The organism is Mycobacterium sp. NPDC006124 (assembly GCF_040614235.1).
Lineage (GTDB): Bacteria > Actinomycetota > Actinomycetes > Mycobacteriales > Mycobacteriaceae > Mycobacterium.
In genome coordinates, this window is record NZ_JBEXUA010000019.1 from 63288 (window position 1) to 76069 (window position 12782).

12 protein-coding genes and 2 pseudogenes are annotated in these 12782 nt (G+C 68.0%); 12 read left to right on the plus strand and 2 right to left on the minus strand.

Going from position 1 to position 12782, the window contains the following annotated elements; translation table 11 throughout:
• Positions 1-118: 118 nt before the first annotated feature.
• The 11 genes from ABZ195_RS26210 to ABZ195_RS26260 all read left to right on the plus strand — a co-directional run bounded on the left by ABZ195_RS26210 (position 119) and on the right by ABZ195_RS26260 (position 10938).
• A complete protein-coding gene (locus ABZ195_RS26210; RefSeq protein WP_355222817.1) occupies positions 119-754 on the plus strand; it encodes an SIS domain-containing protein in 636 nt (211 codons plus the stop codon).
• Entirely contained in the window at positions 751-2235 is a 1485-nt protein-coding gene (xylB, locus tag ABZ195_RS26215) for a xylulokinase (protein ID WP_355222818.1), read from the plus strand. The genes ABZ195_RS26210 and xylB overlap by 4 nt, the downstream gene beginning before the upstream one ends.
• Positions 2232-2873 carry a ribulose phosphate epimerase gene (locus ABZ195_RS26220; protein ID WP_355222819.1) on the plus strand — a complete coding sequence of 214 codons (642 nt, stop codon included), beginning with the start codon at positions 2232-2234 and terminating at the stop codon, positions 2871-2873. Before xylB ends, ABZ195_RS26220 begins: the two co-directional genes overlap by 4 nt.
• Positions 2874-2896: 23 nt before the next feature.
• Positions 2897-3889 carry an NAD(P)-dependent alcohol dehydrogenase gene (locus ABZ195_RS26225; protein WP_355222832.1) on the plus strand — a complete coding sequence of 331 codons (993 nt, stop codon included), beginning with the start codon at positions 2897-2899 and terminating at the stop codon, positions 3887-3889.
• Positions 3886-4653, plus strand: a complete 768-nt coding sequence (locus tag ABZ195_RS26230; RefSeq protein ID WP_355222820.1) for a glucose 1-dehydrogenase — start codon at positions 3886-3888, stop codon at positions 4651-4653. Before ABZ195_RS26225 ends, ABZ195_RS26230 begins: the two co-directional genes overlap by 4 nt.
• A complete protein-coding gene (locus ABZ195_RS26235; protein WP_355222821.1) occupies positions 4647-5735 on the plus strand; it encodes an alcohol dehydrogenase catalytic domain-containing protein in 1089 nt (362 codons plus the stop codon). Before ABZ195_RS26230 ends, ABZ195_RS26235 begins: the two co-directional genes overlap by 7 nt.
• On the plus strand, positions 5732-7273 hold the full coding sequence (locus tag ABZ195_RS26240) for a sugar ABC transporter ATP-binding protein (RefSeq protein WP_355222822.1): 1542 nt from the start codon (positions 5732-5734) through the stop codon (positions 7271-7273). Before ABZ195_RS26235 ends, ABZ195_RS26240 begins: the two co-directional genes overlap by 4 nt.
• Positions 7270-8310, plus strand: a complete 1041-nt coding sequence (locus ABZ195_RS26245; RefSeq protein WP_355222823.1) for an ABC transporter permease — start codon at positions 7270-7272, stop codon at positions 8308-8310. The genes ABZ195_RS26240 and ABZ195_RS26245 overlap by 4 nt, the downstream gene beginning before the upstream one ends.
• A gap of 44 nt (positions 8311-8354) precedes the next feature.
• Positions 8355-9404, plus strand: a complete 1050-nt coding sequence (locus tag ABZ195_RS26250; RefSeq protein WP_355222824.1) for a substrate-binding domain-containing protein — start codon at positions 8355-8357, stop codon at positions 9402-9404.
• 37 nt (positions 9405-9441) lie between these two features.
• On the plus strand, positions 9442-10491 hold the full coding sequence (locus ABZ195_RS26255) for a substrate-binding domain-containing protein (protein WP_355222825.1): 1050 nt from the start codon (positions 9442-9444) through the stop codon (positions 10489-10491).
• 93 nt (positions 10492-10584) lie between these two features.
• Complete coding sequence (locus tag ABZ195_RS26260; protein ID WP_355222826.1) at positions 10585-10938, plus strand: VOC family protein; 354 nt, start codon at positions 10585-10587, stop codon at positions 10936-10938.
• 63 nt (positions 10939-11001) lie between these two features.
• Here the strand turns inward: ABZ195_RS26260 and ABZ195_RS26265 are convergent.
• Positions 11002-11580: pseudogene (locus ABZ195_RS26265) on the minus strand (AAA family ATPase); the annotation flags it as partial.
• 39 nt (positions 11581-11619) lie between these two features.
• On the opposite strand from ABZ195_RS26265, the gene ABZ195_RS26270 reads away from it, so the two are divergent.
• Positions 11620-12267, plus strand: coding sequence for an ATP-binding cassette domain-containing protein (locus tag ABZ195_RS26270; protein WP_355222827.1), 648 nt, complete (start codon positions 11620-11622; stop codon positions 12265-12267).
• 16 nt (positions 12268-12283) lie between these two features.
• On the opposite strand, the pseudogene ABZ195_RS26275 reads toward ABZ195_RS26270, so the two are convergent.
• Positions 12284-12782 (minus strand): annotated as a pseudogene (locus ABZ195_RS26275) (hypothetical protein); the annotation flags it as partial.

A 12782-nucleotide genomic window follows, 5' to 3' on the forward strand; every position in this document is an offset into this window, starting at 1 on the left:
TTCCTGAGCCGCTAGGCTCACACCGCGTCTGCACATATGTGCAGAGACGTTGACATGTGAGCATAGCCATTGCATGATCCACATCACAAAGAAAACTCACGAGCAGCAAGGTTGACAGTTGAGCAGCGACGCCCACGGTCTCGAAGACCTCGCCGGTGAGGTGTTGTCCCGGGAGTCCGCGGCACTGGCCGCGCTGATCGGGTCCGTCGAGTCGACCGTCGTCACCGTGGCCCGCCAGATGATCGCCGTCCCAGGCAAAGTCGTCACGACCGGCTCGGGTACCTCCGGCATCATGGCCGAACGGCTGGCTCATCTCCTGTCGGTCTGCGGCACCCCGGCGGTGTACCTCCCGTCGATGGACGCGCTGCACGGGGGCATGGGCGCCATCACGACCTCGGACCTGGTCGTCGCGATCTCGAAGACCGGCCAGAGCGCAGAACTCACCACGCTCGTCGAGCGCCTCGAACGCCGGGGCGTGCACGTCGTCGCGGTGACCGAGAGCCCCGGCTCGCCCTTCGCGGCAGCGGCGAGCAGCGTTGCGGCGCTGCCGCCGACGCCCGCCGACGCCGATCCCGGCGACATGATCGCCATGGCGAGCACCCTCGCCGTCGGCGCCTGGAGCGACGCCGTGGCGGTGGTGACGATGGCGCTGCGTGGCCACACCCTTGGCGACGTCGTCGACGGCCATCCCGCCGGCGGCGTCGGCCGGCGCGTTCCCGACGACGAGTCCGCACCGGTGGTGCGCGGCGCATGACCACACGGGCCGTCATGGGCGTCGACTCCTCGACTCAATCGTGCAAGGTGGAGATCCGCGATCTGGACTCCGGGACTATCCTCGGATCCGGTGCCGCCCCGCACCCGCCGGCGTTTCCGCCGTCGAGCGAACAGCATCCCGGCGACTGGGTCCGTGCCTTCGTCGCCGCCGCGCGCGCGGCGATGGCCTCCTGCGAGGTGACGCCGGACATTCGCGCGATCTCCGTTGCCGCGCAATGCCACGGCCTGGTGCTACTCGACGACCGCGGTGAGGTACTGCGCGCGGCGAAGCTCTGGAACGACACCACCGGGGCGCCCAATCTCGCTCGCCTCGTCGACCGCATCGGCGCCCGTCGGTGGGTCATGCGGATCGGCACGTTGCCGACGGCCGCCTTCACGATCGCAAAGCTTGCGTGGGTAGCCGAGCACGAGCCGGGCCTGCTCGACCGGGTGGCGACGATCCTGCTGCCGCACGACTACCTGACCTACTGGCTGACCGGCGAGAAGGTCACCGACCGGTCCGACGCGTCCGGCACGGGATACTTCGACGCCGTTGAGGGCCAATGGATTCCGTCCTACCTCGAGGTGGCGGGCGGTCCCAGGGACTGGGCCGCCAAGCTTCCCACCGTCCTCGGGCCCGCCGACACCGCGGGCCGGGTGCTGCCGGGGCGGGCGGCCGAACTCGGCATCGGTGACGACGTCCTGGTCGGCGCCGGTGGTGGGGACCAGCATGCGGCGTACCTCGGCCTCGGCCTGACCGATGGCGACCAGTACTTCAGCATCGGAACCTCCGGCGTGGTGGCGACGTCGTCCCGCGGACCGGTCTTCGACACGACGGGCGCCGTGGACGGAGTAGCGGACATGACGGGCGGGTATCTGCCCCTGATGAGCACCCTCAACGCCGCCCGGGTCGTCGACCGGGCGGCGGTGCTGCTGGGCACCGATCTGGCGGGGGTCTCGGAGTTGGCGCTCGCGGCCGGTCCCACCCGTGGTCCGGTGCTGGTGCCCTTCCTCGACGGGGAACGCACCCCCGACCGGCCCAACGCCCGCGGCGCCTTCGCCGACCTCACCTCGTCGACGACGCGTGAGGAACTCGCGCGTGCCTTCGTGGAGGGCCCGCTGCTCTCGTTGCTCTCCGGGCGAGACAGCCTCCTGGCCTGCGGAGTCGAATTGGGCGGCGCGGCAACCGCTGTCGGCGGCGGAGCCCGTTCGTCGGCGACGTTGCAACTGCTTGCCGACCTGCTCGACGACGAGGTGACCCTGCCCGACGTGGACGAGGCCACCGCTCGGGGCGCCTGCATTCAGGCCGCCGCCGTGGCCACCCGTGCCGACCGGTCCGGGCTCGTCGACCTCGCCAAGCGGTGGCAGCCCGGGGCCAGGGTCCGCGTCCAGCCTCGGCAGCACGGCCGAGACCTCGGCGGCCTGCGCACCCGATGGGCAAACCTGGCGGCCTCGCCGATCCTCGACGGCGGCGGCCGATGATCGCACTCGCTCCCTGGCACCGGGACTTTCCGGGTCTCCTGGCCGGCTCGGTGTACTCCTCGGCCGACTCCCGGGTCGCGGCCGCACAGACCCTGGCCGACACCGGTCTCGACGTGCACGTCGACGTCATGGCCGTGTCGGAGGGCCTGCCCGCGGGCGTGAGTCTGGCCGAGCTGCAGATGATCTCGAACACCGTCGACCGGGCGAGGATTGGCGTACACCTGATCGGCTCCGCCGACTTCGTCGATGCCGTGTTGCCGAAGATCTTGGCGTTGCACCCGGGTGTGGTCTTCCTGCCGTGGCACGCCTTCACCGCCGAGCGGGCCGGCGCCATCCGGCATGCCGGCGGCGCGGCGTGGATCGCGGTGTGGCGGGAATGGGACGGCCTCGCCGATCCCCAATGGCCCGCCGAACCCGACGGCGCACTGGTGATGCTCATCGAGCCCGGTACCCGGGATCAGTGCCGGCTCGACCGGCTGAGCCTCGTCACCGCCTGCGCCACCAGATTCTCCGAACTGCCCGTAGCCGTCGACGGCGGGGTCACCGAGGACATCGCACCCCTGTGCGCCGCCGCCGGTGTCCGCCAGATGGTCGTCGGCCGGGCCCTCCTGACCTCCGAACGAAGGGAAGCAATGTGACCAGCACGATGCGCGCCAGTGTGATGACAGGCGTCGGCACGCTGAAGATCGAGGACCGACCGGTTCCGACGCCAGGGGCCCACGAGGTCCTCGTCGAGGTCGCCGCCGTCGGCGTGTGCGGCTCCGACGTGCACTACTACCGCCACGGGCGCATCGGCGACTTCGTCGTCGAGGAACCGATGATCCTCGGGCACGAGCTGTCGGGCCGCATCACCGCCGTCGGCGACGGGGTCTACCCGACCCGCGTCGGCCAGCGCGTCGCCGTCGAACCGCAGCACCCGTGCCGGCGCTGCAAGCAGTGCACCGCAGGCCGGTACAACCTGTGCCCGTACATGGAGTTCTACGCCACCCCGCCGATCGACGGCGCGTTCTGCCGCTACGTCGTCATCGACGCCGAATTCGCCCATCCGGTACCGGATTCCATGTCGGATGAGGCCGCCGCGCTGCTGGAGCCGCTGTCGGTCGCCGTCACGACGATGCGCAAGGCGCACGTCGCTCCCGGCACTTCGGTCCTCATCGCCGGTGCTGGACCGATTGGCGTGATCTGCGCGCAGGCCGCACGTGCGTTCGGTGCCGCCCGCATCGTCGTCTCCGACCCACTCGAATCGCGCCGGGAGGCGGTGCTGCGCTTCGGCGCCACCGAGGTGCTCGATCCCATGGTCGACGACGTCGCCGCTCTCGACCCTCAGGTCGACGCGTTCATCGACGCCAGCGGGGCCGCTCCGGCGGTCGTCAGCGGCATCAAGGCCGTCGGCCCGGCTGGTTACGTCGTGCTGGTCGGCATGGGCAACGGTGACTACCCATTGCCGATCGGGCACATCCAGAACATGGAGATCAACGTGACCGGTGTGTTCCGCTATACCGACACCTGGCCTGCGGCAATCCATTTGGTGAACTCTGGAGCCGTCGACCTCGACGGCATGGTGACCGGGCGCTATGACCTCGAGCACGTCGGCGACGCGCTCGACAGCGACACCGACCCGGCCAGCCTCAAGTCGATCGTGGTGCCCTCGTGACCAAGCGTTCTCCCTTCGACCTGACCGGCCGCACCGCGCTGGTCACCGGCGGCAATCAGGGCCTCGGTCGGGCCTTCGCGTTCGGTCTCGCCGAGGCGGGCGCCACCGTCGCGATCGCGGGCCGCAGTGCCGAGCGCAACGACACGGTGGTCGCCGAGGCGGCTGCCGAGGGACACCAGATGCACCCGATCACCGCCGACATCACCAAGTCCGAGGACGTGGCACGGATGACGGCCGAGGCCGTCGAGGCGCTCGGACACGTCGACGTCCTAATCAACAACGCCGGCACCTGCTACCACGCCGACTCCTGGGACGTCACCGAGCAGCACTGGGACGACGTGTTCGACCTGAACGTCAAGGCGCTGTGGGCCTGCTCGCTCGCCGTCGGCGCCCACATGCGCGAGCGTGGATCCGGTTCGGTGGTCAACATCGGGTCGATGTCGGGGCTGATCGTGAATCGGCCGCAGATGCAGCCGGCGTACAACGCGTCCAAGGCGGCCGTGCACCATCTCACCAAATCGCTTGCAGCCGAATGGGGTCCGCTGGGCATTCGGGTCAACGCCGTGGCCCCCGGGTACTGCAAGACCGAGATGGCTCCGGTGGATCGACCAGATCTGAAGCGGTACTGGATCGACGACGCGCCCCAGCAGAGGTATGCGATGCCCGAGGAGATCGCCCCCAGCGTGGTGTTCCTCGCCAGCGACGCCGCGTCGTTCATCACGGGGTCGGTGCTGGTCGCCGACGGCGGGTACACCGCGTGGTGAGCCCGGCCGCCCCCGAGGTGAACCGCCGCGTCGTCGTCAACGCCATCGACGACGTCGTCTTCGAGACGGTGCCCGAGGCCGCTCCCGAGGCGGGCGAGGTGCGCATCCGCGGCACCGTCGTCGGCATCTGCGGGTCGGACACCCACGCCGCGTGCGGGCACCACCCGTTCATCGACCTGCCGTACCGGCCCGGCCACGAGGTGATCGGCGTCGTCGACGCGGTGGGCGACGGGGTCGAGGACTCGTGGGTGGGCACCCGCGTGGTCGTGGAGCCCAACCTGGCCTGCGGGCACTGCACGCAGTGTCAGGCCGGCCGGTACAACATCTGCCGGGAACTGCTGGTGCTCGGCTGCCAGACCCCCGGCGGGCTGGCCGACAGCTTCACCGTGGCCGTGGACCGGGTGATCGCGCTGGATCCCGATCTCGACGACGACCACGCGATCCTCATCGAGCCGCTGGCGACGCCGGTGCACGCCGTGCGCCGGGCCGGCGAGACGGTGGGCGATCTACGGGACCGTCCGGTCGTGGTGATCGGAGCCGGTCCGATCGGGCTGTTCGTCCTGCTGGCGCTGCGAAACGCCGGCGCCAAGGTGGTGGTCGCCGATCTTCTGGATTCCAAGCGCGACCGTGCCGAACGGCTCGGCGCGGCAGGCACGTTCGACCCGACTGCACCCGATGCGGTCGAGTCGGCACTGGCACTGCTCGGCGGCCCCGCGGCCGTCGTCGTGGATTGCGTGGCGCGGGAGAGCTCGGTGGCCCAGGCGATCGAGCTGGTCGACAAGGGTGGGGCCGTCATGGTCGTGGGCGTCGCGGCCGGTGCCGTGCCCGTCCGCCTGGACCTGATCCAGGATCGCGAGATCGCGCTGATCGGCAGTTTGATGTACGTGCGCGAGGACTACCTCGCCGCGATCGACATGCTGACCTCCGGTGTCGTGCCCGTCGACGAGATCATCACGGCGCGTTACGACTTCGAACACTCGGCCGAGGCGTTCACCGCCTCGATGGATCCGGAGAACGTGAAGGTCGTGGTCGACGTCGGGGCGAGCGGAGCGACGGGGTCTGAGATGGGGAGCATGTCATGAGTTCAGCGATTCTCGAATGTGCCGACATCACCAAGAGTTTCGGTGGCGTCCCGGTACTCAAGGGCATCACCCTGGATCTGGAACCGGGGACGGTCACCGCGCTGGCCGGTGAGAATGGCGCGGGGAAGTCGACGCTGATGAAGATCGTCAGCGGCCAGTACAGCGCCGACGGTGGTTCGGTCACCGTGTCGGGCACCGCGCTGACTCCCGGTAACCCGCGCGACGCCGTTCGCCACGGCGTGGCGATCGTGCCACAGGAACTCGCCTCCATCGAGGACATGACGGTCTACGAGAACCTGTTCGTCGGACGCGAGATTAAGGCCGGACCGTTCCTGAATCGCAAGGCGATGATTGGCGAGGCCAAGGAGGCGCTGGCCGTCTTCGGCGTGGACATCTCGCCGACGGCCCGGATGGGCAGCCTCCCCGTCGGTCTGCGGCAGATCGTGGAGATCGTCAAGGCCGCCCGCACCGGCGCCCAGGTCGTGATGCTCGACGAGCCGACCTCGGCCATCTCCGAACGCGAGGTCGAGGGGCTCTACGGCATCGTCCGGCGGTTGCGCGAACACGGCGTCGCGATGGTCTACACCACGCACAAGATGGCCGAGATCCGCGCCATCGCCGACCGCGTCGTCGTCCTCCGGGACGGCGGGTTGATCCTCGACCAGTCCATCACCGACGTCTCGGACGACGACATCGTCACCGCGATGATCGGCCGCGAGCTCAACGGTCTGTTCCCCAATCGCGTCGCGCCGAAGTCCGATGCCGTGCTCGAGATTCGCGACCTGCACGTCGACGGGGCCTCCGAGCCGGTGTCGTTCTCGGTCGGCTCCGGTGAGATCGTCGGTCTGGCCGGCCTGGTCGGTGCGGGGCGAACCGAGTTGCTGGAGGCCATCTTCGGCGCCCGGCACACCAATGCCGGCGAGATCGTCGTGCGCGGCAAGAAGGTCAAGCGCAACTCGCCTGCGGCGGCAATCACCTCCGGCATGGCGATGGTGCCCGAGGATCGCAAGATCTCCGGGGTCGTGCTGTCGATGAGCGTGCTCGACAACGGATCACTGCCGCGGCTGTCCTCGTTCAGCGTCGCCGGGTGGCTGAAGGGCAAGTCCCGGACCACGGCCGTATCGGACGTGATGAAGTCGGTGCGGTTGCGCAGCAGCGGTCTCGGTCAACTCGTCGGCACGCTCTCGGGCGGCAACCAGCAGAAGGTCGTGTTGGCCCGCTGGCTGACCGGCGACGTCAACGTGCTGCTGCTCGACGAGCCGACCCGCGGCGTGGACGTCGGAGCGCGCAGCGAGATCTACCGCATCATCACCGAATTCGCCGAAGCCGGCATGGCGGTGCTGATGGCGTCGTCGGACATGCCGGAGATCATCGGGCTGTCCCACCGCGCGTTCGTCATGCGCGAGGGTCGGTTCGTCGGCGAGCTCGACCGCGACGCCCTCGACCATCCGGCGGTGCAGGAATCCGTGTTCCGGATGGCGACTGCACTCGACGGACCCATACACGTCCCACATCCCGACCCGGAGGAACAATCGTGACCACCCCAGTCGACACCGACACGACCCCGGAGCCGTCCGGCAGCACACCGGTCGTCACGTCGCCGATCACGGGGGAGCCCGTTCGGTTGTTCTCCCGCGAGTGGATCGGCGGCATCGCGCTGCGCTACTCGATGGTCATCATCATGCTGCTGGTGATCGCCTACTTCAGCTACCGCAGTGCGCGTTTCGGCACCGTGGACAACCTGCTGACCATCCTGGTCGCCGCGGCCCCGTTCGCGCTGATCGCGCTGGGGCAGACGCTGGTGGTCCTCACCGGCGGCATCGACCTGTCGGTCGGTTCGGTGATCGCGGTGTCCGCCATGGCGGGTGCGGCGACCGCCAAGGCCAACCCGGGGCAGGTCTGGATGACCGTCGGAGTGGCGATGATCGTCGGCCTGGCGGTCGGCTCGCTCAACGGAATCATGGTCTCGCGCATCAACGTGCCGCCGTTCATCGCGACGTTGGGCACGTTGACCGCTGGCTCGGGTCTTGCCTACGTGATCGGCGGCGGTGCGCCGATCAACGGGTTGCCCGCCGAGTTCGGCTCCATCGCCAACACCAAGATCCTCGGTCTGACCATCCCCGTCCTCGTCATGATCATCGGCATCATCGTGCTGGCGATCGTGATGAAGCGGACCACCTACGGCATGCGCGTGTACGCCGTCGGCGGCAACCGCAACGCCGCCGAGATCGCCGGCATCAACGCCAAGAACGTCTTGTTCAGCGTGTACGCGTTGTCCGGTCTGCTGGCGGGCATCTCCGGGGTCATGTTGGCCTCGCGCGTCATCTCGGGCCCGCCGAACCTCGGACAGGGTTACGAGCTCGACGCCATCGCCGCCGTCGTCATCGGCGGCGCCAGCCTGATGGGCGGCCGCGGCACCATCTGGGGAACCGTGTTGGGCCTGTTCATCATTCAGACGCTCAACAACGGCCTCGACATCCTGGTGGTGCCCGCCTACTGGCAGGACGTCATCAAGGGCGTCCTCATCGTGGCGGCCGTCGCCGTGGACGTCTGGTCCACCCGGCGCCGAACATGACCCAAGCTCGTCAACCGATCGACCCAACGGAAGTGAGACACCAGATGAGACTGACAACGAAGTTCGTCGCCATCGCCTCGGCGGGGCTGCTGGGGCTGGGCCTGACCGCCTGCGGCGCCGGTGACACCGACGCCAAGAGCGGCAAGACCAAGATCGGCGTGTCGGTGTACGACATGAGCTCGTTCATCACCGCGGGCAAGGAGGGGATGGACCAGTACGCCAAGGACAACGACATCGAGCTGGTGTGGAACTCGGCGAACCTCGACGTGTCCACCCAGGCCAACCAGGTCGACTCGATGATCAACCAGGGCGTCAACGCGATCATCGTCGTGCCCGTGCAAGCGGATTCGCTGGCACCGCAGGTGGCCTCGGCGAAGGCCAAGGGCATCCCGCTGGTGCCGGTGAACGCCGCGCTCAACAGCAAGGACATCGCGGGCAACGTACAGCCCGACGACGTCAAGGCCGGTGAGCAGGAGATGCAGATGATGGCCGACCACCTCGGTGGCAAGGGCAACATCGTCGTGCTGCAGGGGCCGCTCGGCCAGTCCGGCGAACTCGACCGCACCAAGGGCATCAAGAACGTGCTCGCCAAGTACCCCGACATCAAGGTGCTGGCGATGGACACCGCCAACTGGAAGCGCGACGAGGCGGTCAACAAGACGAAGAACTGGATCTCGGGGTTCGGACCGCAGATCAACGCCGTCGTCTCGGAGAACGACGACATGGGACTCGGTGCGCTGCAGGCGCTCAAGGAGTCCGGTCGCAACGACGTGCCGATCGTGGGCATCGACGGCATCGAGGACGGTTTGAACGCCGTCAAGAGCGGTGAGTTCATCGGCACCTCACTGCAGAACGGCACCGTCGAGTTGTCCGCGGGCTTGGCCGTCGCCAACGCGTTGGCCAAGAAGGAGCAGGTCAACACCAACCCGGTCTACATCATGCCGGCGATCACGAAGGACAACGTCGACGTCGCGATCCAGCACGTGGTGACCGACCGGCAGAAGTTCCTCGAGGGACTCAGCGCACTGACCGCCCAGAACCTCAAGACCGGTGACATCGCCTACGAGGGCATCCCCGGCCAGAAGCAGCCCTGAGCATCACCACACCACCACCAGAAGAGAAAGCGAATAGATGAGACTGACGACCAAGCTGGGCGCCGTCGCCTCGGCGGGCCTGCTGGCACTGGGCATGACCGCGTGCGGCGCGGGTGACACCGAGGCCAACAGTGGCACCACGAAGATTGGTGTCACGGTGTACGACATGAGCTCGTTCATCACCGCGGGCAAGGAGGGCATGGACACCTATGCCAAGGCCAACGACATCGAATTGGTGTGGAACTCGGCCAACAACGACGTGTCCACCCAGGCCAGCCAGGTCGACTCGCTGATCAACCAGGGTGTCAAGGCCATCATCGTGGTTCCGGTGCAGGCGGATTCGCTGGGGCCGCAGATCGCTTCGGCGAAGGCGAAGAACATTCCGCTGTTGGCAGTCAACGCCGCACTCGACAGCCCCGATCTCGCTGGCAACGTGCAGCCCGACGACGTGGCGGCCGGTGCCCAGGAGATGCAGATGATGGCTGACCGCCTCGGCGGCAAGGGCAACATCGTGGTCCTTCAGGGTCCGCTGGGCGGTTCCGGTGAGATCAACCGCGGCAAGGGCATCGACCAGGTGCTGGCCAAGTACCCCGACATCAAGGTGCTGGCCAAGGACACCGCCAACTGGAAGCGCGACGAAGCGGTCAACAAGATGAAGAACTGGATCTCCAGCTTCGGACCGCAGATCAACGGCGTCGTGTCCCAGAACGACGACATGGGGCTCGGGGCGCTGCAGGCGCTGAAGGAAGCCAACCGCACCGACGTGCCGATCGTCGGCATCGACGGCATCGAGGACGGCCTCAACGCCGTCAAGAGCGGTGAGTTCATCGGCACCTCACTGCAGAACGGCACCGTGGAGCTCTCCGCCGGGCTGGCAGTGGCCAACGCACTGGTGAAGAACGAAGAGGTCAACAAGGCGCCCGTCTACGTGATGCCCGCCATCACCAAGGACAACGTCGACGTCGCGATCCAGCACGTCGTCACCGAGCGCCAGAAGTTCCTCGACGGTCTGACCGAGTTGACGGCCCAGAACCTCAAGACCGGTGACATCGCCTACGAGGGCATTCCGGGGCAGAAGAAGCCCTAGAACGCATGCGACGACACGGGGCCGGCCACACACGTGGCCGGCCCCGTTCGTCGTAGGCGATGAGTTACCCGGGCCCGATTGGTCGGTACTGACATGACCTTTCAACACGTCTTGGCCGTCGTACCCGTCACCGATCTGAAGACCTCGCGCGCGTTCTACGAGAAGCTGTTCGGTCGCGGGCCCGACAACGAGCCGATGCCGTCGTTGGTGGAGTGGCAGGTGGTGCCCGGCGGCTGGGTGCAGGTGTTCGTGGATTCCGAACGCGCGGGCTCCGGACTGGTGAACTTCGCCGTGGACGATTTGGCGGCACACGTGGCCGACGCCAGGGACCGCGGGCTTGCACCCGGGGCGGTGGAGGTCGCGACCAAGGGCGTCGAACTCTCGACGCTGGAAGACCACGACGGCAACCTGATTCGACTGATCGGCAACTTCCGCGTCGACTACTGACCGCACGGATCAGACGTTGTGCGCGCACAGCATCGCCCGCCACGCAGTGGCGGCGGCCGGCCGCTAGGGCTTTGGCTCCAAAGGATGACGCGCCAAGTCCAGCACCTCTTCGGTGGTGAGCGGACTGTGCGGGTGCTGCGACAGACACCACGGTGTCGAGATCTTGTGGAACGCAGTGCCTTCGAGCGCGGCGTAGAAGTTGCCGGCCCGCAGGCGGCCGATGTCGGGCACCAGCCCACCCTTGACCCGCGCCATCTCCTTGGCTACGGCGATCTGCACGGGCGCGTTCAGCAATCCGAAGAACTGCGTCGCGGCGTTGCCGGGGATGTTGGGGTTCAGGCCGCGAGGAGCCTGGGTGGCGAAGACCAACCCTAGGCCGTACTTGCGGGCCTGCGACGACAACGCCAGCGTGCTCTGCAGGCACGCCGTCGAGCGTCCCGACGGCGCGAAGTTCTGCGCCTCGTCCATCACCAGCAGACCGCCCAACGGCCGGTCACCGGCCGGGTTGCGCTTGATCCAGGCGAACAGCGCCATCTGCAGCTGGTTGACGAAACCTTCACGCTGCTGGTCGTTTTGGAGTCCGACCATGCTGATCACCGAGACCCTGGAGCGGTACCCCTGCGAGGGGGTGAGCAGCATGCCGGCCAGGAAGCGGCCGCTCGCGTCGAAGCCGATGCGCCCGTGCTCGTGTCGCTGCCGGGCACTGCGGTCAGTGCACGCCGCCAGTTGTTCACGCTCGACCGCGCGCAACTGCCGTGGCGCATCGCCGGCGATGCCGACGCGATCACATGGTCGGCCAGCGGCCCGCTACGCATCGCATTGACCGGCCCGAACGGCTGCGGCAAATCGACGTTGCTGCGCATGCTCGCGGGCGAGCTTTCGCCGCGTTCAGGTGCATGCACGACGCACGTGAGCGCCGCGTATCTCGACCAGCGGCTCGCGCTGCTCGATCCCGATCGTTCGATCGTCGAGCAACTGGGGCTGCTCGATACGCCGCTCGCCGAAGGCGACCTGCGCAGCCGTCTGGCGCTGCTGCAGCTCGACGCGGTGCGCGCGACGCAGCCCGCGCGGCAGCTGAGCGGCGGCGAACGGCTGAAGGCCGCGCTCGCCTGCGCGCTGTGGCGCGGCGTGCCCGCGCAGCTGCTGCTGCTCGACGAGCCGACCAATCACCTCGATCTCGAATCGGTGCGGGCGATCGAAGCCGCACTGGCGGGCTTTCCCGGCGCGATCGTGGTCGCGTCGCACGACACCGCGTTTCTCGCGGCGCTCGACCCGACGCACACGATGCAATGGCATCGCGACGGGTGGCGCTACGAACCCGTCGCCTGAGGAGAACGCAGCGGTATCAGCCGGCGGTGCGGAACCGCAGCACGCCGTCGTCGCCCTGCTCGCGCACGAGTTCGCCCGCGAGCCACAGCAGGTTCAGGTGCGCGAGCGCCTCGCCGAGCGCGAACGTCATCTGGTGGATGTCGAGCTCGCGCCGGCGGAACATGATCGGCACGACGTCGGCTGCGCTCATCGGCTTTTCCGCGCACGCGACGCGCACTTCGGCCAGGCGCGCGTCATGGTGCTCGCGCAGTTGCGTGATGCGCGTACGCACGCCGCGGAACGGCTTGCCGTGCGACGGCAGCACCAGCGTATCGGGCGCCATCGTCTCGTAGCGGCCGAGCGACTGCAGGTACAGCGCGAGCGGGTTCGCTTCCGGTTCGAGGTCGAACACCGACACGTTCGTCGAGATGCGCGGCAGCACCATGTCGCCGGAGATCAGCACGCTGAAGAATTGATTGCACGCGATGTCGCGGAAACCCGCGTACGCATGCGGGTTTCCCGGTGCAGCGCCTTGT

Bases quoted from the DNA above. Each gene is read 5' to 3' on its own strand.
- xylB (WP_355222818.1), top strand. From the start codon at position 751: ATGACCACACGGGCCGTCATGGGCGTCGACTCCTCGACTCAATCGTGC.
- ABZ195_RS26220 (WP_355222819.1), top strand. From the start codon at position 2,232: ATGATCGCACTCGCTCCCTGGCACCGGGACTTTCCGGGTCTCCTGGCC.
- ABZ195_RS26225 (WP_355222832.1), top strand. From the start codon at position 2,897: ATGACAGGCGTCGGCACGCTGAAGATCGAGGACCGACCGGTTCCGACG.
- ABZ195_RS26240 (WP_355222822.1), top strand. From the start codon at position 5,732: ATGAGTTCAGCGATTCTCGAATGTGCCGACATCACCAAGAGTTTCGGT.
- ABZ195_RS26250 (WP_355222824.1), top strand. From the start codon at position 8,355: ATGAGACTGACAACGAAGTTCGTCGCCATCGCCTCGGCGGGGCTGCTG.
- ABZ195_RS26255 (WP_355222825.1), top strand. From the start codon at position 9,442: ATGAGACTGACGACCAAGCTGGGCGCCGTCGCCTCGGCGGGCCTGCTG.
- ABZ195_RS26260 (WP_355222826.1), top strand. From the start codon at position 10,585: ATGACCTTTCAACACGTCTTGGCCGTCGTACCCGTCACCGATCTGAAG.